The sequence below is a fragment of the Psychrobacter sp. DAB_AL43B genome (assembly GCF_900168255.1).
Classification (GTDB): Bacteria; Pseudomonadota; Gammaproteobacteria; order Pseudomonadales; family Moraxellaceae; genus Psychrobacter.
Map to the genome: position 1 here is coordinate 2,044,149 of NZ_LT799838.1, position 21,469 is coordinate 2,065,617.

17 protein-coding genes are annotated in these 21,469 nt (G+C 43.1%); 4 read left to right on the forward strand and 13 right to left on the reverse strand.

The annotated features are described in order from the left end of the window. Positions 1 to 122 precede the first annotated feature (122 nt). Complete coding sequence (gene ilvD, locus DABAL43B_RS08830) at positions 123 to 2,033, forward strand: dihydroxy-acid dehydratase (RefSeq protein ID WP_079692024.1); 1,911 nt, start codon at positions 123 to 125, stop codon at positions 2,031 to 2,033. Between the two features lie 309 nt (positions 2,034 to 2,342). Next, positions 2,343 to 3,593 carry a cation:proton antiporter gene (locus DABAL43B_RS08835; protein ID WP_079692025.1) on the forward strand — a complete coding sequence of 417 codons (1,251 nt, stop codon included), beginning with the start codon at positions 2,343 to 2,345 and terminating at the stop codon, positions 3,591 to 3,593. A 47-nt stretch (positions 3,594 to 3,640) separates the two neighbouring features. On the opposite strand, the gene DABAL43B_RS08840 is transcribed toward DABAL43B_RS08835, so the two are convergent. The 4 genes from DABAL43B_RS08840 to DABAL43B_RS08855 all read right to left on the reverse strand — a co-directional run bounded on the left by DABAL43B_RS08840 (position 3,641) and on the right by DABAL43B_RS08855 (position 8,498). After that, entirely contained in the window at positions 3,641 to 5,110 is a 1,470-nt protein-coding gene (locus DABAL43B_RS08840) for a serine hydrolase domain-containing protein (protein WP_079692026.1), read from the reverse strand. A gap of 137 nt (positions 5,111 to 5,247) precedes the next feature. After that, positions 5,248 to 5,799, reverse strand: a complete 552-nt coding sequence (locus DABAL43B_RS08845) for a beta-lactamase hydrolase domain-containing protein (protein WP_079692027.1) — start codon at positions 5,797 to 5,799, stop codon at positions 5,248 to 5,250. Positions 5,800 to 5,850: 51 nt separating this feature from the next. Continuing rightward, on the reverse strand, positions 5,851 to 6,765 hold the full coding sequence (locus DABAL43B_RS08850; protein WP_079692028.1) for a MaoC family dehydratase: 915 nt from the start codon (positions 6,763 to 6,765) through the stop codon (positions 5,851 to 5,853). Positions 6,766 to 7,097: 332 nt separating this feature from the next. Further along, a complete protein-coding gene (locus tag DABAL43B_RS08855; protein ID WP_079692029.1) occupies positions 7,098 to 8,498 on the reverse strand; it encodes a 3-oxoacyl-ACP reductase in 1,401 nt (466 codons plus the stop codon). Between the two features lie 595 nt (positions 8,499 to 9,093). On the opposite strand from DABAL43B_RS08855, the gene DABAL43B_RS08860 reads away from it, so the two are divergent. Beyond that, the gene (locus DABAL43B_RS08860; RefSeq protein WP_079692030.1) at positions 9,094 to 10,740 is read left to right on the forward strand and encodes an acetyl-CoA C-acetyltransferase; all 1,647 of its coding nucleotides are present in this window, start codon (positions 9,094 to 9,096) and stop codon (positions 10,738 to 10,740) included. A gap of 311 nt (positions 10,741 to 11,051) precedes the next feature. Further along, a complete protein-coding gene (gene ppk2 / locus DABAL43B_RS08865; protein ID WP_264753814.1) occupies positions 11,052 to 12,065 on the forward strand; it encodes a polyphosphate kinase 2 in 1,014 nt (337 codons plus the stop codon). A gap of 153 nt (positions 12,066 to 12,218) precedes the next feature. Here the strand turns inward: ppk2 and DABAL43B_RS08870 are convergent, their stop codons facing one another. The 9 genes from DABAL43B_RS08870 to DABAL43B_RS08910 form a co-directional block, all read right to left on the reverse strand. Next, positions 12,219 to 12,566, reverse strand: coding sequence for a PilZ domain-containing protein (locus DABAL43B_RS08870; RefSeq protein ID WP_079692031.1), 348 nt, complete (start codon positions 12,564 to 12,566; stop codon positions 12,219 to 12,221). 127 nt (positions 12,567 to 12,693) lie between these two features. Next, positions 12,694 to 13,848, reverse strand: coding sequence for a hypothetical protein (locus DABAL43B_RS08875; RefSeq protein ID WP_079692032.1), 1,155 nt, complete (start codon positions 13,846 to 13,848; stop codon positions 12,694 to 12,696). An 84-nt stretch (positions 13,849 to 13,932) separates the two neighbouring features. Then, a complete protein-coding gene (gene kdsB, locus DABAL43B_RS08880) occupies positions 13,933 to 14,739 on the reverse strand; it encodes a 3-deoxy-manno-octulosonate cytidylyltransferase (protein WP_079692033.1) in 807 nt (268 codons plus the stop codon). A gap of 43 nt (positions 14,740 to 14,782) precedes the next feature. After that, positions 14,783 to 15,922 carry a tetraacyldisaccharide 4'-kinase gene (gene lpxK, locus DABAL43B_RS08885; RefSeq protein WP_079692034.1) on the reverse strand — a complete coding sequence of 380 codons (1,140 nt, stop codon included), beginning with the start codon at positions 15,920 to 15,922 and terminating at the stop codon, positions 14,783 to 14,785. An 83-nt stretch (positions 15,923 to 16,005) separates the two neighbouring features. Then, positions 16,006 to 17,775, reverse strand: coding sequence for a lipid A export permease/ATP-binding protein MsbA (gene msbA, locus DABAL43B_RS08890; RefSeq protein WP_079692035.1), 1,770 nt, complete (start codon positions 17,773 to 17,775; stop codon positions 16,006 to 16,008). 149 nt (positions 17,776 to 17,924) lie between these two features. Further along, entirely contained in the window at positions 17,925 to 18,356 is a 432-nt protein-coding gene (locus DABAL43B_RS08895; RefSeq protein WP_079692036.1) for an ExbD/TolR family protein, read from the reverse strand. 71 nt (positions 18,357 to 18,427) lie between these two features. Next, on the reverse strand, positions 18,428 to 19,156 hold the full coding sequence (locus DABAL43B_RS08900) for a MotA/TolQ/ExbB proton channel family protein (RefSeq protein WP_079692037.1): 729 nt from the start codon (positions 19,154 to 19,156) through the stop codon (positions 18,428 to 18,430). Between the two features lie 92 nt (positions 19,157 to 19,248). After that, the gene (locus DABAL43B_RS08905) at positions 19,249 to 20,385 is read right to left on the reverse strand and encodes a ParB/RepB/Spo0J family partition protein (protein WP_079692038.1); all 1,137 of its coding nucleotides are present in this window, start codon (positions 20,383 to 20,385) and stop codon (positions 19,249 to 19,251) included. A 168-nt stretch (positions 20,386 to 20,553) separates the two neighbouring features. Continuing rightward, positions 20,554 to 21,333 carry a ParA family protein gene (locus DABAL43B_RS08910; protein ID WP_079692039.1) on the reverse strand — a complete coding sequence of 260 codons (780 nt, stop codon included), beginning with the start codon at positions 21,331 to 21,333 and terminating at the stop codon, positions 20,554 to 20,556. Between the last annotated feature and the right edge of the window lie 136 nt (positions 21,334 to 21,469).

The following is a 21,469-nucleotide window of genomic DNA, read 5'->3' on the forward strand; positions in this document are numbered from 1 at the left end:
AATGGTATGGTAACGACCTAGTATTATTCACTAGTACTCACTCTCTATAAAAAGCACACTATTAATATAAAACCTAAAGGTGAAAAGTTTAAGTCACCTCGCCTCATTGTAAGGAATATCACATGGATTATCGCTCAAAAACTTCTACCGGCGGTCGTAATATGGCAGGTGCGCGAGCACTATGGCGCGCAACTGGCATGACGGATGACGACTTTGGCAAACCTATTATTGCTATTTCTAACTCATTTACCCAGTTTGTACCTGGGCATGTGCATCTGAAAGACTTAGGACAATTGGTCGCGCGCGAGATTGAAAAAGCGGGCGGCGTCGCAAAAGAGTTCAATACTATTGCAGTCGATGACGGTATTGCCATGGGACACAGCGGCATGTTGTACTCGTTGCCAAGTCGCGACCTAATTGCTGACTCTGTTGAATATATGGTCAATGCTCACTGTGCAGATGCATTAGTTTGTATTTCTAACTGCGATAAAATCACCCCAGGTATGTTGATGGCAGCTATGCGCCTCAATATTCCAGTGGTATTTATTTCAGGTGGCCCAATGGAAGCGGGTAAAATTATCGCCAGTACCGTGGCACACAGTCATAACAATGACGGCGGAAGTGATGCGCAAAGTGTTGACAGTAAAGGTAATGCCATTCGTAAGCTTGACCTCGTTGATGCGATGATGGATGCCGCTGATGACAGCATTAGTGATGAAGATGTGTTGGCGATTGAAAGCTCAGCCTGTCCTACTTGTGGTTCGTGCTCTGGTATGTTTACCGCCAACTCTATGAACTGCTTGACCGAAGCATTAGGATTGGCTTTACCGGGTAATGGCTCACTATTGGCAACGCACTCGCTACGTCGCGAGCTGTTTTTAGAAGCGGGTCGCACTATTGTTGCACTAGCCAAACGTCGCTATGAGCAAGATGATGATTCGGTGCTACCGCGCTCAATCGCCACTAAAGCGGCCTTTGAAAATGCCATGACCTTAGATATCGCGATGGGCGGCTCTACCAATACCATTTTGCATCTGCTTGCTGCTGCTAACGAAGCCGAGGTTGACTTTAAGATGCACGATATTGACCGTTTAAGTCGCGGTGTCCCTTGCCTTGCCAAAGTTGCACCGGCTTCACAAAAGTATCATATGGAAGATGTGCATCGTGCTGGCGGTGTATTTGCGCTATTAGCCGAGCTTGATCGTGCCGGCTTGCTCAAAACTGACTTGCCGACCATTCATAGCGCGACGATGAAAGAAGCGATTGATAAATGGGATATTATGAATCCTGAAAATCTTGAAGCGCGTGCACGATACATTGCAGCCCCAGGCGGCGTACGTACGACTCAGGCATTCTCACAATCGAAAGAGTGGTCGAACCTCGACGTCAACCGTGAGTCAGGTTGTATTCGTAGTGCCCAGCATGCTTATTCAACAGATGGTGGTCTGGCGGTATTGTACGGTAATATTGCGGAACGCGGTTGCGTGGTCAAAACCGCTGGCGTCGATGACAGCATCTTAGTCTTTACTGGTCGTGCGCGTATTTTTGAGTCACAGGATGACGCAGTCGCCGCCGTATTAGCTGACAGCATCGTCGCCGGTGATGTCGTTATCATCCGCTACGAAGGCCCTAAAGGTGGTCCGGGTATGCAAGAAATGCTCTACCCAACGACTTATCTGAAATCTAAAGGTTTGGGTAAAGAGTGTGCGCTACTGACCGATGGTCGTTTCTCTGGTGGTACATCAGGCTTATCAATCGGTCATGCCAGCCCTGAAGCCGCTGAAGGCGGTGCGATTGGTTTAGTCATGGAAGGCGATACTATTCATATTGATATCCCAAGCCGTACGATTAATATGCAGGTGAGTGATGCAGAATTAGCTGCTCGTCGCGAAGAGATGGAAAGTCGTGGTCGAGATGCTTGGAAGCCTGTGAGCCGCGAGCGCCATGTGACACCTGCGCTACGTGCCTATGCGGCGATGACTACCAGTGCGGATACTGGCGCGGTACGTGATGTGAGTCAAGTAGAGCGCTAAACGAGCCATTCAATCACCACCTTTTTAAACAGTCGATTATTATAGAGTGATCCAAAGCCTGCGCTATGCAGGCTTTTTTTTCACCAAAAAACAACGTAGACATTATTCTGATAACGTTTATTTGCGGTATTGCAAGGATTTTACCGTCATTATAATTACCTATTGATAACGGCTATGTTATGACAAGCGTATGGTCTGTAATTCAAATATATTAAATATCATCCACAACAGCCTTTTATTTTGATAAATAACTGACATTGATCGTTAATTTCAAATTATTGAATAAACATAACAGTGTGCGCAAACCTTATGATTGAAAATTATAATTTATTCTTATTGGTCTGCGGCATTGCCTTCTTATCTGGCGCCCTGTTTCCCATCCTTTTTAAACGCACTCCCATCTCATTGCCTATGTTACAGGTGAGCTTTGGCTTACTAATGGGCTATTGGTGGACGAGTCTGGCGTTTCTCAACCCTATCGATAATGGTCTGATTATCGAAAAATTGACGGAAATTGTGGTATTGGTTTCTTTGGTCGGTGCTGGTATCAAAATTGATACCAAGCTATCTTGGCAACTATGGCGCCCAACGATGCGCCTATTGATCATCACTATGCCGATTGGTATTTTTGCGATGGCAGTCTTAGGCTACTATGCCTTTGGTATGACACTGGGCGCAGCAATCTTATTGGGCGCCGTACTTGCCCCTACCGATCCCGTGCTGGCATCAAGCATACAGGTTGGGCCACCTAACACTGGTGGCGAAGATACACCGCGTTTTACGCTAACGTCAGAAGCTGGATTGAATGATGGCTTGGCGTTTCCTTTTGTCTATCTCGCGATTAAGATAGCGGAAGCCTATAACGGAGGACAGCGTTTTACGGGTGAGATGCTTTGGTCATGGTTTACCCACGATGTGCTATGGAAAGTTGGCGCAGGTTTGCTGGTTGGTATTATCGTTGGCAAAGTAATGGCAAAACTGGTGTTTTCGAAGTACAGCCGTGAGATGACTATTTCTCAAGGCTATGTAGTGATAGCCCTCACTCTGCTAGCATATGGACTGGCAGAATATGTCCATAGCTACGGTTTTATTGCGGTATTTATAGCAGCATTTGTATTCCGCCGCTCAGAACATGAGCATAGTTATCATCATAAACTGCATGATTTCGCTGAACAATCAGAAGGTTTGCTGATGTCGTTGGTACTCGTCATCTTTGGCATGTTCCTTGGTCAAGGTCTACAAGCTGGGGTCGAGCTGACGTGGCGCGTCTATATTGTCAGTTTCACTTTTTTATTGCTGATTCGCCCGCTTGGGGGGATTATTGCCTTATCCGGACTTAATCTACCCCGTACTGAAAAGTATGCTATTTCCGCACTGGGTATTCGCGGTATTGGCACCTTGTACTATTTGTCTTATGCACTCAACCAAGGATTTTTCAACGATGAAGATGCCCTGAAACTTTGGATAGTATGCTCAATTGTGATTTTAACGTCTATTTTTATCCATGGTTTAAGCGCAGTAAGGCTACTGAAAATGACACCAAATAAGCCGCATCAATAGCATTAACCGTATATCTCAAGACTGATATTCATAAAAATTTATGCCCATTAAATCTCAGAATCAACCAACGCTAATACTGCTTCAGTCAGCGCAAACTGACGGATATCATTGAGCATAGTCACATCAAAGTTATGGATAAAGGCAAAAGACAATTGCCGCGCAGGGTCACACCAAGCAACCGAGCCGTTATAGCCCATATGACCAAAGGCTTGCTCAGTATCATTTTCAGTATCATTTTCGGTATTATTGTTAGTATCGCTTATAGCCTCATTGAAACCATCACCTTGGCAGACACTAAATCGACGATGATAGCCCAAACGCCAATCCATATGGGCGGGCATCACCGCATCCATGCCAGTGACTTGCGGAGTTGATAATTGTTTAAAAGTTTTCTCATCAATCAGTGTTTGCCCTTGCCACACGCCACCATTGGCTAGCATCGCATAGATAGTCGCTAGGGCGTGCGCTGAAGCCACACCATTGGCAGCGGGTATGATTGCCTGTAGCGTCTGTTTATCGTAATAATCAATAGGTTGTTTATTGGCAAGTACGAGAGCAGCCTTATAATTTTTGAGATTGAGCTGACTGTTATTAAAATATAAGCGATTGATCTGTGCGGTATCTAAGCTTGGTATTTCATCAACAATTTCACTATCCGTTTTATCTACTGTTATTTGGTTTTTTATCGCTTTTTTCTGCCAACAAGCATAACTTGGTAAGCTTGTATAAGTATGTAGAGTATTTTCAGAGTCCGCTCTTAAGACTGGTTTACTACGGCGAGGACGCGCTTGTGCTGACTGCTGGCGGCTTTCTTGACTGCCCTCTTGCGCTACTACATCAAAATTCTTAACCAATCGTGCAACCTTGCTTACTTTGCTGTCTGGTACGCCAAAATAGCAGCTATCTACAATGCCCAAAGGGTGCGTCAAATAATGATGTAGCGCCTCAGCCAATGGCATATCAGTGACTGCTTCTATCACGCCTCCTAATACCCAGCCATACACCAACGCACTATAAGCGCTGTCATATAATGCGGCATTTTCAGGTACGGTTGTTGGCATTGCTGCGACTTTTTCGAGCATTACCTCCCAATCAAGCACCGTGTCATTATCTACCTCAATACTCTGAATCGAAAATACATTGGCCTGATGAGACATAACGTTACGCAAGGTAATTTGTGCTTTTCCCTGCGCTGCAAAGGCTGGCCAATAATGAGCAATAGGTAGATCATAATCAAGCATCTGCTGCGATACCAATACGTGAGTTAATGTTGCTAATATACCCTTACCAGTAGAAAAATTAAGCGACAACGTATTAGAACTCCATGACAAGTCTGATCGTGCCATACCGACACTCGCCTGCGCGATACACTTCCCAGCTTGGTAAACCACCAGCGCGCCACCTGCTGGCGCATCATCAAGCTGTAAATCCGTTAGTAGCTGCTGTAAGCGTTGCTGAATCTTAGGATTGATATGTTTATTAGAGTCTTGTTTATTATTTTCATCATTATTTATCATGACTTCCTCATTTTTTATCAAATATTGCGTTTTTATCGAGTATCTAAATGCTCAAGAATAAAGGTTTATGATATAAGTTTGCTAATAAAAAAGGCCACCTATTGGTCGCCTCTTTGTTATTCAGTAACAATTATATTTTAGCGCGGTACTAATAGGCGATTATGGACTTCTTCTGCAAGTTTGGTGAGACCATGACTGCGTCCACGCTCCATAGCCGTATCCATTTTACGCCCACGTAACCAACCGGCTCGCAGCGCCATTACTGCTCCTGCACGATTACCAGAACCACAATGCATGACTATTTTTTTACCATGATACTGACGTAATATATTATCAAATGCCAATATTTTAAGCTGTTTTAAATCTTCAACACCGCTGATAGGTAACTGCTCATAATACATACCTGCGCGCTCAACAGCCGCGCGCTCCTCAAAGCTCAACTCATCATCAGGTTGTAAATTGATCACCAATTCAACCCCAGCTGCTGCCAAGGCCGCCACTTTTTCGTCATCAAGCGCACCGCATACAATGGTGTTTTCATCAGGGCGAAAATAAGGCTCGAAAATAGCTGCGAGATTGATGCCGTTATCAGCAACAGTATTGTCTTTAGGCTGATTAGCAGCGCTTTGGTTTATAGCTGCTGAGTTATCAGCTTGGGTTGGATTGATCGCATTTTCAAGTAAAGTCATAATTATAAATTTGTTCGTTAGATAGGGCTATTAGGATAGAAAAATCTTAATTTACTGGTTTGCATCCTGCAACTTAATCACACCTACAAGATGCGGCTTGTCGTTTTTAGAGCTAAATAGCCCAAACTCACAACTGTCTTCTGCGCTTTGTAACTGCGCCAACGAATCAGCGATAAGCTCTACTTCTGCTGGCAAGAAAATAGGTAGCTTAAATGATACCTCAACCGTGCAAGCATCCGGCAGCTCATCCATCATTGCCAAACATTTGGCTTTTGACCACATGCCATGAGCGATTGCTTTTGGAAAACCAAAGGCGCGCGCTGATAGCGGATGCAGATGGATAAGATTAAAGTCGCCTGAAACAAACGCATAACGACGACCGATATCTTCTGGCACTTCAAAGATACTATGCACACCCTCTTCATTGACTGTCGGCTTAACCGTCACTGGACGCGGGGTGCTTTTTTTATCCTTACTACTGGCAGGTTTTTTGCTACGTGATAAATAAGTAGACGTTCCCTGCCAAATGATTTCATCCTGTGATTTTACAGTGGTAACAAAATCGAACTGCTGACCTTGCGCATGATCACGTAAATTATCAAACGTCACCGCCATTGCAACCGTTTCACGCTCGCCAATAGGGCGATACTGGGTCACGCTGTTATCAACGTGTACCAGACCTAACATAGCAAACGGAAATGGCTCTTTGACCATCATGTTCATCTGCAAAGTTTGTGATAACACAGAAAAATACGTAATAGGCACTTTGCCGTTGTCAGCAAAGCCACAAATCTTACGGTAATCGTTAAGGTTGCTTTGGTCAATATGCAAATCGTCCACATAGTAAGTCGCTTGCGGCAACTCATCGCGACTGACTTTACCATTGCCGATAGGCAATAAACTTTTTACGATATTAGCATAGGTAGTATGCGCTTTTGGCAACGCATCATAATGTTTGTCTGACATAATAAATCCTAAGTGGGGCTTGAGCAAATTTTATGGCTGCATCTAAAAAGTTATAAATTCGTTGATTGAAATGTATGGTTTAACAATAAAGTAGAGGCTACCTTTAATCAATATGATTATTTTTAATTAAAGTAATAATGGTTTACCAGAGTGAAAAATCATTCAACTTATTATTACTGTGTTTTTATCATAAAAAAGCCACCCTTGGGCAGCTTTATTACAATTTATCAGCAATTTTTTCGTAAGCATATGTGAGGTAAATTGAAATCACACTTGATAGCATGTATTTATCGCCGGCTTATTTATCACACATAGCTACTAATAAATCGATATTATGCACCTAGTAAGCTTTGACCACAAACACGAACCGTATTGCCATTTAGACCGCCAGAAGCAGGTGATGCAAACCATGCAATGGTCTCAGCCACATCTACTGGTAAGCCGCCTTGGCTCATTGAGTTCATACGGCGACCAGCTTCACGAATGGCAAATGGAATCGCTTCTGTCATTTGTGTTTCGATAAATCCTGGGGCAACAGCATTGATCGTCATGCCTTTTGCATTGTCTTCTAGCTGCTTAGCAGTTGCATTAACCAAGCCGATGACACCTGCTTTAGAGGTGGCATAGTTGGTTTGACCCAAGTTACCAGCAATACCTGAGATCGATGACACACAAACAATACGAGCGTTGTCTTTTAGCACATCATTATCAAGCAAGTAGCGGTTCAGCTTAGCGATACTGCCCAAGTTGATATTGATAACCATATCCCACTTCTGCTCATCCATATTGGCAAGCGTCTTATCACGAGTCACGCCAGCGTTATGAATAATGGAATCTAGTCCACCACGTTTTTTCGCCGCTTCGGCGATTTCTGCGCCCGCTTCATCACTAGTGATATCAACCATTAAGGCAGAACCGCTAATTTCACTAGCGACTTTCTGCAAGTCAGCTTGCTGCTGCGGTACATCCAAACAAATCACATGTGCGCCTTCACGAGCTAAGACACGGGCGATTGCTTCACCAATACCGCGACTTGCTCCAGTCACTAGCATGGTTTTGCCGCCTAAAGGCTGCGTCCAATCAACATCAACTGAGTCACCTTTACTAACACGTACGACCTGTCCTGAGACGTAAGCTGAACGGGCTGAGGCGAAAAAGCGTAGCGTTGAATCTAGATTCTGCTCTGCGCCTTCTTCAACATAGATAAGCTGGGCAGTAATACCACGTTTAAATTCTTTACCAACAGATTTCACGAAACCTTCAAGCGCGCGCTGAGCCAATGCCGTTTCGATATCAGTGATAGCTTCTGGTGGACGACCAATGACGATCACTCGACCTGATTTTTCTACACGGCGAGCAACGCTATGAAAAAACTCATAAACTTGTTTAAGATCAGCAGCATTACTGATATTACTGGCATCAAACAATAAAACTTTGAATTTATCATCACTGCCAGTATTGGCTTTTGCTTTAACGCCCGCATCAGAAAGCGCATCTTTTGCGTCATCGCCACTGTTCACAAATACTTCAGTGTGAAGTTCTGACAAAATACGCGCCACTGACTCACTGATCGTTTTATCAGCACCATTCGCACGGCCAACTAATACACTACCGCGTACCGAAGGTTGACCACTATCAAAACGATCAAGATCTACTGGCATGGGTAAACCTAAATTCTTCGCCACTTTTTTACCAATAGAAGACTGAACAAAATCACCATAACGGTCTGACATAATATAATCCTATAGTTAACGGTTAAAATAACAGTAAACAAAAATGCAATGCGCCTATTATAGAGACTCACCTACATCATCATTCATAAAAATTATTAGTATTTAGTAAATGGGTGTAAATCTGCCTTAACTATACACTTCCATGATAAACAAGTCCAAAAGCTACTAATGTCTATAACAATCTGTAAACAAGCCAGTATACAAGATGGCAACTTTTTCTAGCTTCAAAAAGCCTTAGCTTGTGCTAAAATCAGACCTATAAGTTATGGCAAACTCATTTATCGATAACAATATATTATCAAACGCACTGTTATGCAATGCTTTTAATCGATACTAGCCAGTTTATAAGGCTTATACTTATATCCATCAAAGCTTGCAACGACTGTAAATAAGCGTCACATCGTTTGCTAAAGATATACAGTAAGGCTATAAAAAGCGCCTTATGATCAGTAACCATGTTGTGTAATATGTGCCGCAATAAATGATAATATCTGCATATGTTGTTTAAGGTGTCTTGAGCTTGCTCGAAAGGTTTTAAATATCTTTTTATTGATATCTCTCTTTTCTTCTACCCATACTTTTTAAGGATAATATTATGAGTAATAAAAACAATCACCCAGATAGCCCTGTTGTTGAAGCTACTGTTGTTAAAGCTACTGATGCTAAAAGCACAGATACTGCTGCTGATAAAGCCGCGACTGATACGAAAAAAGCTGACACTAAGGCTACAGACTCAAAAGTAGCGAGCCCTAAAAAAGAAACTCCAGCTAACACTAGCAAAAGTACGCCTGCTAAAGGCGATACTGTTGCTAAAGATGGTGCTGCTAAAGAAAGCAACGAGAAAGCTAATAACGACAAAGACAGCACTGATAAAAAAGATGCTGATAAAAAGGTCGAAGCGACAACTGCCAAGAAAACAACCACGGCTGCTAAAAAAGCCAGTACAACCAAGCTTAGCTCAGGTCAGCATCGTGTGGCTATCTTAGGTGGTAACCGTATCCCATTTGCACGCTCAAACGGTAGCTACGCTGATGTTAGCAATACTGACATGCTAACGGCTGCATTAGATGGTCTGATTGAACGTTATAATCTACAAGATGAAAAAATTGGTGAAGTGGTTGCTGGTGCAGTCATGAAATTAAGCCGCGACATCAACTTAACTCGTGAAGCGGCCCTAAACACGGCGCTTAACCCACATACCCCAACTTATGATATCTCACAAGCTTGTGGTACTGGCTTGCAAGCAACATTTGCCTCCGCCAATAAAATCGCCCTTGGTATCATCGATTCAGCCATTACTGGCGGTGTTGATACAACCTCTGATGCTCCTATCGCGGTCGGTGATGGCTTACGTAAAGTCTTGATTAAATTGGGCGCCGCTAAAGACAACAAACAACGTCTAAAAGCACTAATGGGTCTAAATCCAAAAGATTTAATCGACTCACCACAAAATGGCGAGCCACGTACTGGTCTATCAATGGGCGATCATCAAGCGATCACCACGCTTGAATGGAACATCAGCCGTGAAGCGCAAGATGAGCTTGCTTTTAATAGCCATCAAAACCTAGCACGTGCTTATGACGAAGGTTTCTTTGATGATTTAATCACCCCATATAAAGGTCTGACTCGCGATAACAACTTGCGTCCAGACACCACTTTGGAAAAACTGGCCAAGCTAAAGCCTGTCTTTGGCAAAAAGAATGCCAAACCAACCATGACTGCTGCTAACTCTACCCCACTGACTGATGGCGCGTCTTGCATCCTATTGGGTACTGACGAGTGGGCTGCAGCACATGGCCTAAAACCATTGGCTTATATCGTCCATCAAGAAACAGCCGCTGTTGACTTCATCGGTAAATCTGGTGATACAGAAGGTCTACTGATGGCGCCTGCTTATGCCGTACCGCGTATGCTTGAGCGTGCTGGTCTAACTTTACAAGACTTCGATTTTTATGAAATTCATGAAGCGTTTGCCTCACAAGTGTTATCAACCCTTGCTGCATGGGAAGACGAGAAGTTCTGTGAAGAACGCCTAGGATTAGATGCGCCACTAGGCTCGATTGATCGTAGCAAACTAAACGTGAATGGTTCTTCACTTGCTGCAGGACATCCATTTGCTGCTACTGGCGGTCGTATCCTAGCAACTGCTGCCAAATTACTGGATCAAAAAGGTTCAGGTCGTGCGCTTATCTCTATCTGCGCAGCGGGCGGTCAAGGTGTTACTTGTATTCTAGAGAAGTAAGACTCGCTGTTACTTAGCTAAGCTATTGTTTAGCTAAATAGTAGCTCGTTATAAAAGCACCCTTTAATCCATAGATTAGAGGGTGCTTTTTTGTCTTAATGAAAATATTTTTTAAACGATAAGGCTAATAGCGCTAATAACGTCGTATCTAACAACCTAATATCCAACAAAATAGTGATGAAATAGTTAGATAATTAGACAGCTAAACAGTTAGACGGTGAAAAATAGCCAATACATAGCTTCATGATTAGATATGCTAAAGTAAAGGTCATACCTATAATAACCATAAAAATATTTATCAGGAGCTTACTATGAACAATCCCTTCTCAGCAAGTGACCCCAAATCCTTAACAGCGCAAGGATCTAGTGAAATGACCTTACCTGAGCAAGTGACGTTCATCGAGCGGATGGATAAAGATCTCTTAAACGACGAACTACGACGCAAGATGCATCAAGACTTAATTGATAGTTATGATGAAGAACTTGAAAACGAGATAGATGATTATGTGCGCGACTTTCGTTTTGATGGTCGCGAGATGAGTGAGCAAGAGCGCCTAGATCGACGCACTTATTTTCAAGAGCTGGTACGCTTGCAACGTGAGCTTATAAAACTGCAAGATTGGGTGGTTGATCGCGGTGAGCGCATTGTTGTGATATTTGAAGGACGTGATTCTGCGGGTAAAGGTGGCGCAATCAAACGTATTACCCAGCGATTGAATCCTCGTGTTTGTCGCGTCGCAGCTCTACCCGCACCCACTGAACGTGAGCAATCACAATGGTATTTTCAGCGTTATGTGGCGCACTTACCTGCTGCTGGTGAGATTGTTTTATTTGATCGCAGCTGGTATAACCGGGTAGGCGTCGAGCGTGTCATGGGGTTTTGTACAGATACGCAGTACGAAGAATTTTTCCAATCGGTACCGGAGTTTGAGCGTATGCTGGTACGTTCGGGCATTCGCTTGGTGAAATATTGGTTTTCAATTACTGATGATGAGCAGCATTCTCGCTTTATGAGCCGGATTCACGATCCATTGAAGCAGTGGAAGCTGTCGGCGATGGACTTACAATCACGGCGGCGCTGGGAGGATTATACCAAAGCAAAAGAGACCATGTTTGAGCGTACTCACATTCCTGAAGCGCCTTGGTGGGTGGTCGAGGGCAATAATAAGAAACGCGCAAGGCTCAACTGTATTGCGCATTTACTCGAGCAGATTCCTTATAAAGAAGTGCCGCGCGATGAAGTAGAGCTGCCTGAACGAAAGCGCGACGATGAGTATTACCGCGAGCCTATCCCCGATGATATGTATGTGCCGCCGCGTTATTAGCACTCACATTTTCCCATTGTCTAAAACTATACTGCTAATAAAAAACAGCCTTATAAAAGTATAAGGCTGTTTTTATGACATCATTTTTAATGGAGCCGTCTCTTTAATATCCATCTTAATCACAGCACCTAGGATTACTGATAGGCATCAATACTACATAGTATAAGTAGATTGTAAGCTGTCAATCTTACCCGCCAATAAACGTTCGACTTCGTTTTTGATTCTTAGTCCAGACATATCAGTGCCAATTTGTACCGCAAAACCCGCTGGTCGACCACTTTGAGCCTTGGAGTTAATCCAAACCACCTTGCCATTCATGGGTAAACGCTCGCTAGAATTGGGCAAAGTCACGGCAATAAACACCTCATCGCCCAGTTTTTGCGCTCGGTCGGAGGGTACAAACAATGCGCCGTTAGTAACAAAGGATAGATAGCTTGCATATAACATATCCATATTTTCAATATGACAGGTTAAAATCCCACCACGTCCTGGCATTGCCATAGTCAGCTTCCTTTATCAATGAAGTTTTCTGTATTTTTCAATACATTGTTAATGGTATTTAAGCGCAAACCATAAATATTAAATATGAATTTGATGCCACTAATCGTATTTTTTGGTTTGCTATCTATTATAAATTAGCCAATTCTTGCATCAGCTTATCATAGGCAAATTTTTCTTGCACATTTTGTTGTAGTGCTATTTTCGTCTCTAGTAAGCTATGTGCAAAAGCCTCTAGCCCAGTATCGACAGGTTTATAATCACTTAAAGTCGTTAAAAAATTAATGTCTTTTTGCAGCGCATCAAACCCTAAACAAACACGGCGGATATCAAGCAACATTAGCTCAGACAGCTGGATAAACTCTGTAATACCGAGCTGGGTTTGCCAATAATCGCTTGCTGCTACGCTACTACGTTTCCCGCTACGCAATGCCTGCCATGTTGTCAGCCAGAGCGCACGCTTGCTATACCACGGCGCATGAGCAAGTGCTATCGCCGCTAAAGGCGCACCATTCGCTAATTGTATGAGCTGCTCAATCGCATCCGTACCAATCGCTTCACGATTAATAGTACTACCCAACGCTTGAGTAACATAATCCATTGAAATAGCAGGGTCAATCGTTTGTAATGCCAGCTGCTGCACACGACTTTTGATCGTCGGTAGCAACTGCGCAGGTGCATCACTAATCAACAATAAATGGACTTGTGCTTGTGGCTCTTCCAAGGTTTTAAGTAGCGCATTAGCAGCAGCAATCGTCATTTTTTCAGCATGATCGAGCACACAAATCCGCATACCTTGCCCACCTTGATAAATAAAAGGCTGTAAGGCACGGATATCATCCACCTTTATCTTTAGTGCTGCATTACTAGCTGCTTTGGCAGACTTTTTGTCTTTGCCAGTACTATTGGACCCTTCTTCATTATGAGCATTATCGGCACTGACTGGCATACTGACAATTGGCAATACTTGTAAACTTGGATGGGTACCCGACCTAAGCCACTGACAGCTCTCACAATCTCCGCAAGCGCCGAGTGGATTGACATCACGCTTGCGGCATAATAGCCATGCTACCAAACGCCATACAAAAGCGCGCTTACCCATTCCTTGCATACCAGCAGCCAAGAGCGCATGCGGCAAAGATTGCTGCGGCATTGATACTCGCTTCGTCAGCTGTGACCATAGCTCTTTTTGCCACGGTAATAACGGTGCAAAATAAATATTATCTGTCACAGGTATCATGGACATCATAGGCACTGTACTTGTCGTTTCTGTCATGTCACTCATAGCTATCGCTCAATACTTTTGAATAAGGAATAATAATTTAGCACTTAACCAAAAATTATATTATTTTACTTAGGCTATTTAATATCAACCGTTTTGAAAAGCTGACAAACTCATGGCATTTAAGCGGTCTAAATCTTCTTGCGTATCAACGCCTGCTGGAAGCGGACACGCTGCTGTTGCGATAGCAATATGCCCGCCATTTTCTAACACACGTAGCTGCTCTAAGCTTTCTAGTATCTCGAGGGGCGTTTGTGGCCAGTGGACAAACTGCTGTAATAGACTAACGCGATAAGCATATAGCCCTAAGTGACGAAAGGCATTTTTTGGTGGTTGTTTATTATTCTCATTTGCTAATACGGCATCACGCTCACAAGGAATCGCTGCTCGACTAAAATAAAGCGCCCGCTGCTGCTGGTTAGAAATCTGACTGACTACTTTGACGACCGATGGACGTATAAAAGTATCATAGTCTTCGATCGGTTCACACAAAGTCGCCATCACACTATCAGCATCTTGCACCAATAATGCTTTGACTTGCTCTAACAATAACGGCGGCACTAGTGGCTCATCACCTTGCATATTGACCACAATATCATGCGCAGCCCAGCCTTTAATGCTAGCAACTTCAGCCAAACGGTCGGTGCCTGAAGCATGCTCGCTACTGGTCATCACGACATCAAAGCCTGCATCTATACAAATTTTGGCAATTGTCTCATCGTCAGTAGCAATACACATATCATCAGCAAAATCAGCCAATTGTGCTTTTTCAGCTACCCAAAGTATCATAGGCTTGCCATGAATATTTAATAATGGCTTGTCAGGTAATCGCGTGCTCTTAAGACGTGCGGGAATGACAATATGAGTTTTGACTGGCGTAACTGCTGGCGACATGGTCTATTCCTAAAAAATTATCCAAAGTTTTCAATTATAAGCTTTAGACGTTTGCTCTCTCAAATTTTTCATTATTCATAGCGATCTTCACAGTTCGTAATTGCTGCTGTAATTGTTCATAGCAACTATCGGATAATACTGCTGTCACTGGTAATACCCATAATCTGCTGACCAGCTCTTTATATTCATCACTAAGCGTTTGATTAATAGTAGCTTGCACTAGTAACGCTCTTATTTTAACCGCATCTTTACTCGTCACAATGATAGGATGCTCGGTATACTGCGACAATTCAGTTAGACTAAAATCATAATGGTCAGGATAAGGATGCTGGATGACCTCAAAATCAAGCGAGTCTAAGGTGTCAAAAAAACGCTGTGGATAACCAATACCACTCACCGCGTGTACTAGATTGCCTCTCTCAGGTGCCACAATATTTACTATAGCTAAACCATCGACTTGATCATTACATGACCATAAGAGCTCTAAATCATCCGGCTGTAGATGCATCGTTAAACGCTCAGTCAGAGAGGCATTACTGTCAGATTTATCATTATGAATTGATGAGGCGTCTGTCTTTTGATGATAGACGACTTGCGCCCCTTGTAACCGCGACATGGGCTCGCGTAAATATCCTGTTGGTAGCAGCTGCTTATTGCCAAATCCGCGTGCCGCATCTACCACAATCCATTCAATATCACGTTGCAGCGCATAATGTTGTAAGCCATCGTCGGCAATAATTAATTGCAAGTCAGGATATGACTCCAACAAAGTAGTAACCGCTCGCTGACGACTCGGACATACCGCCATTGCAGCCCCTGTCATATTGACAATCAAGCATGGCTCATCGCCCACCACACTGGGTAAACTATCCGACCTGACCAAGGCTGGCATCTGACTACTATCGCCACCATAACCACGACTGATGATGCCTATTTTTATGCCTTGCTGCTGCAAATGACGCACTAAAGTAATGATCAATGGCGTCTTGCCACTACCGCCAACTGTAATATTACCGATAACCATTACCGGAATAGGCGCGCGGTAACTTGCAAACAGTCCTATTTTATAAGCTTGACGGCGTAACAGTATAAGCAGAGTATATAGCCAACTAATAGGCAACAAAAACCAAAGCCAAATGGCTTGACGTTGCCATGCACGCGTCATTGTCGTTTCAATACTCATTATAATTTGCGACTTATCCTATTCATCTAGTACTATTTATTTTATTCGGCAAAACACTATCAATTAAAATTGGCTAATAACCGCTATTCAAAATCGCGAGCATACATTTGCGCATAATGACCGTGTAATTGCATCAGCTCAGCATGCGTACCTAGCTCGACGATCCGCCCGCCATCTAGCACAGCGATACGATCAGCAGACTCAATCGTGGTTAAACGGTGAGCGATGACCAGCGTCGTGCGATCTTTCATAATATTATCAAGCGCTTTTTGAATATAATATTCCGATTCATTATCCAAAGCACTAGTGGCTTCATCTAATATCAAAATCGGCGCGTCTTTCAATAATGCTCGTGCAATAGATATACGCTGACGCTGACCGCCTGACAATTGTAAACCTTCAGCGCCCACTTCACTCTGATAGCCATTCGGCATTTTCATAATAAAATCATGAGCAAACGCTTCCTTCGCTGCTTTCTCCACTTCAGCCTGAGTCTTATTGGCTAAGCTGCCATAAGCAATATTATTAAAAACCGTGGTATTAAAGAGCACCACTTGCTGATTGACCATAGAAATCTGGGCGCGCAAACTCTCAAGCTTAATGTCTTCAATCGGCATGCCATCAAGTGTAATCTGCCCTGAAGAAGTCGATAAGGTGCGCGTTAGCAAATTTACTAAGGACGATTTACCAGCGCCACTACGTCCAACTAGTGCCACTGTCTCGCCTGCACGCACGTCTAAAGTAAAGTCACGCAGTGCCACAGTTGAATCTGGATAAACCAAACCAACGTGCTCCAGTTGAATACTGCCCGTTAATGAAGGTTCCAGTATACCAGTGTCTTTTTCTTCAGGCTCATCCAGCAATTCAAATATAGATTCACCGGCTGCAAGACCTCTCTGTAGTTTCTGATTAACATCGGTCAGTGAGCGTACCGGCTTACTTAACAGCCCTGCTGCAGCGATATAGGAGATGAACTCACCTGCCGAGATATTTTCGATGACCGATGGACGTAGTGCCAGCCACACTACGACCGCCATCGCCGTTGCCATCAGTAACTGTACCGCTGGAGTATTAATACTATTGGTGACAACTATTTTCATACCTTGGCGCAGATTCTTCTTTGATACATCATCAAAGCGCTGCGACTCGTAGGCTTGGCCACCATAGTTCTTCACCACTTGATAGCCACCAACGACCTCGTTGGTTATATGACTAACCGCACCCATGGTTTCTTGAACACCTTTGGAGAGTTTCATATAACGCTTGGAAGCAAAATTAACCAACCATAAGATTGGCGGTAGTACCAAAAACAAAATCAAGGTTAAACGCCAATTGGTATAGAGCAAAAACCCTAACAAAGCTATCACGGTCAAGCCATCACGCACTAGCGTCTTCATTGAATCAGTACTAGCTGCTGTCACCTGTTCTACGTCAAAAATAAGCTTAGATGAAATTGTGCCAGAAGAATTGGCTAAGTAAAACGAGCTCGGCAAACGTAGTAATTTATTAAATACCTCTACCCTTATTTTATAGACAAGATTGCGCGATACCAAAGCGGAGTAATAATTACCCAAAAAGCTACCCAATCCACGCACAAAGAACAACATAATTATCAATGCAGGAAACCAAGCTTGTTTGCTTCGATCATTTTGATTAATAGCATCGGTGATATATTGTAATAACTTAGCAATCCAAATCTCTGTTGCCGCATTAATAGCAAACCCTACTATAACTAATATCAGCGCCCACCAATACGGCTTAAGATAACTCAATAGACGCAATAATGTCTTAAGCTTAGGTATTGGCGTTGCCTGTAAAATATCGGAGGTTTTGGTTATGTCAGGTTGGCTCATAAAAGCCTCAATTTAGGTATAATAACTAGAATGAATCGCACTAATCAAGCAGTGCTAACGATAGAGATAGAGCGTCATAAAACAATCGGAGCGCTTAATAGCGCTATTTAATAACACTATTTAATTCCATTATAAAAAACCATCCACAATTATTGTGGTAACGGTTGACCAAGCGGGACAACGGTACTGATGTTTATATTTAAAAAGCCTAATTTACCAGCGACGTCCATGACTCGTATCACTGATTGATGAGTGGCATTAGCATCAGCGGCAATGACAAATAGCATATCACGATTACTACCTGTCTCTTGCTGTAGCATGCTGATTAACTCAGCTTCGTTACTACTGGCAAGAGTGATACCATTGACCAGATAACTACCGTCTTCTTGCACAGCCACCTCAATACTATTTTTGTCTTCTGTCAGCGCGACACCCTCAGCTTCAGGAAGAATAATATTTAAGCGGCTAAAATGGTTAAACGAAGTTGCTAGCAGTAAAAATACGATCAAAAATAATAAGCAATCAATCATTGGGGTTAGATTAATTTCAAGCGGCTCAACAGTTGGTTTTCTAAAGCGCATATTACTCTCTTCAATGTACTTAATACTAATGGGCTTAATGTAGGATTATCATAACTACTATATTACTATTATTACAAACTAGCGGTTGCCACTTTATCTAAACCCAAGCCGTCAATTGAACGCTCGGCTTCTGCCTGATCATCTGCCATTATATGTTGCGCAGGCGTATTAGGCTTATGAGTATGCTCTAACAATTGATAATCATATAGCTCTTGAATCATGAGCCCTGCTTGGGTCTCAAACTGAGCATTGATATCAATAATACGGCGCTGGAAGTAACGATAGGCCACCAGTGCTGGAATAGCGACAATCATACCAGCAGCGGTAGTGATCAGCGCCTGTGACACGCCAGCAGCAAGCATCGTAGGGTCTTGCATCGCACCATCAGTAATGGCTAAAAAAGATGATATGATACCTAATACTGTGCCCAATAAGCCAAGCAATGGCGCAATCGCGCCTATGGTGCCAAGCATATTGATGTTTTTTTCTAATTGATGAACTTGTACACTGGCACGGTTTTGCATATGCATCGTCATCGACTCTAAGCCATACTGGCGATAGAGCAAACCCGTCGCTAGAATATCGCCAAGAGGGCTTTTTTCTTTGACACTTATTAACTGCGTACGGCCGATATCACCATTTTCACGTAGGCGAGTTATTAACTGCTCGCGCAATCTATTAGGTACAATTTTATTAAACTGTAAAGTATGGCTACGCTCGATAATAATCACTAACGCCAAAATTGAGCACAACACGATAGGCGTCATCAGCCAACCACCCGCCTTTACCAACTCCCACATACGAACTCTCTTCTATATTTTTATAAAAATAGTTGTCATCAAGATAACTTGACAAGATAATTTGAACAGTAATTCCAAACGCATTCAATACCTTAAGCTTGTGCTTCTATATGCTTAATTAAGGCGGCTAACTGATCTTGGCTATGGAAAAATATCTCGACGCTACCCTGCCCATCCTTTTTATGCTTAAGCTTAACTTCCGCCCCTAGCATGTCTGTTAGCCTCTGGGTTAAACGTTCAGCATCGCGAGATTGTGCTTGTTCAGTGCGATTGGCTTTGGGCGCTGGCTGCAAGATAGATTTAACAAGCTTTTCAGCTTCACGTACAGTCATGCCACCATCAATTATTTTTTGGGCGATAATAGGCTGCTGCTCAGAGGATAAGGCCAAAAGTGTGCGCGCATGACCCATATCTAGGGCGCTATTCGCTAAATGGTCTTTCACCGTATCGTGTAATTGATTCAGACGCAGTAAATTCGATACCGTGGTACGTGCCTTGCCGACTACTTCAGCAATCATGGCATGACTCATACCAAACTCAGTATGAAAACGCTGTAACGCTGCAGCTTGCTCAATCACTGACAAATCTTCGCGCTGAATATTTTCAATCAAGGCGAGCGCAATCGCCAGCTCATCTGATAGGGCGCGCTCAATCGCTGGAATAACTGACTTGCCTGCCATTTTTGCGGCACGCCAGCGACGTTCACCTGCGATGATTTCATGAGTCACAAACGCTTCACTTTTGTCCTCATTCGCCAGCAATGGTCGGATAACGATAGGCTGCATGACGCCGTGCTGCTCAATAGAAGATGCCAACTCTGCAAGCGCAGTCTCACTCATGTCACGCCGTGGTTGATACTTACCCGCTTGCAATCGTGTCACATCAATTTGCACCAAACTGATTTGATCTTCAGATGCACTATTTTCTGTGCCATTCACTCGATTAATAGTAGCATTGCTTTTAGTCATCGTGCGCGGCGAACGCGCTTTACGATTAACAGTATCTTTTGACTCCGAAGTAATTGACTCGGAAGCAAGCGACTTTACACTGGCTTTTGCCTGAACCGTTTTAGCAGACATTGTTGTATCTAATGTTTCAGTTGGCAAAGTCGCATCAAGCGCAGCCATATCATCTTGCAAGGCAGAGGCGGTAATTTTCTTTTCTTTTTTGATTGACCCCAATAAGGCATCCAAACCTCGATTGGCAGCCAACCCTCTTTTCTTCGCCATGATTACCTATCCTCTAACGCTAAAATAAAAGCCAAATAATTGTTAATGCGGCTTACTAATAAATAATATATTAAGTACTTTTCAGTACTTTGTTGTTTGGCTGATCGTTTGCTGTTATGACTAATACACTGTGTTCATAAATAGCCATTTTCTCTTCTATCAATATAACTAGTTGCTTTGTTTCATGACTTCAGCGGCTAACTTTTGGTAGGCGCGCGAGCCTTTTGACCATCTCTCATACGCAATAACAGGCAAACCATGCGCAGGTGCTTCTGCTAAACGGATGTTTCTTGGAATATGAGTCTTATACATAATATCGCCAAAGTGAGCTTCAAGTTCGGCAGACACATCGCGAGCCAAGGTATTACGGGCATCAAACAATGTTCTCACTACGCCGCGAATATATAGCTTCGGATTCAGCTCGGTTAAGCGCTCTATCGTCTGTGATAAGTCAGCCAAACCCTCTAAGGCATAATACTCACACTGCATCGGAATAATAACGCTATCAGTCGCAACCAAAGCATTAATCGTCAGTAAATTCAAGCTGGGCGCACAGTCTATAATCACATAATCATAAGCAGGCTTTTGAGCCGCTATTTGATCATTGACCAAATCCGCCATCGCTGTTTTAAATAGCTCATGACTGTTGGTTTTACTCATCAAAGTAATATCCATGCCAGCCAAATCACGATTGGCGCCGATAACGTCAAATCCTGCTGGACTGCTGACAATAGCATCAGATAGCGATACGCCATCAAGCAACACATCTGCTATGGTCAACTCTAGCTCATTTTTGTCTACGCCAGTGCCACTAGTCGCGTTGCCCTGTGGGTCTAAGTCAATCAGCAGTACGTGTTTGCGCTTGGCAGCCAAACTGGCGGTCAAATTTACCGCCGTCGTAGTTTTACCTACGCCGCCTTTTTGATTCGCAATTGCTATGATTTCCATACACTCGCTCAATTTAATTAAGATCTATTACTGGTTTTTATTTAAGCTGTTTTTTTATAACTTATTTTATGCCGAATCTCGTTAAAGCTTATTTAACTCAAATGCCCTACTATTCAAATACTAAATTAGTGATAAC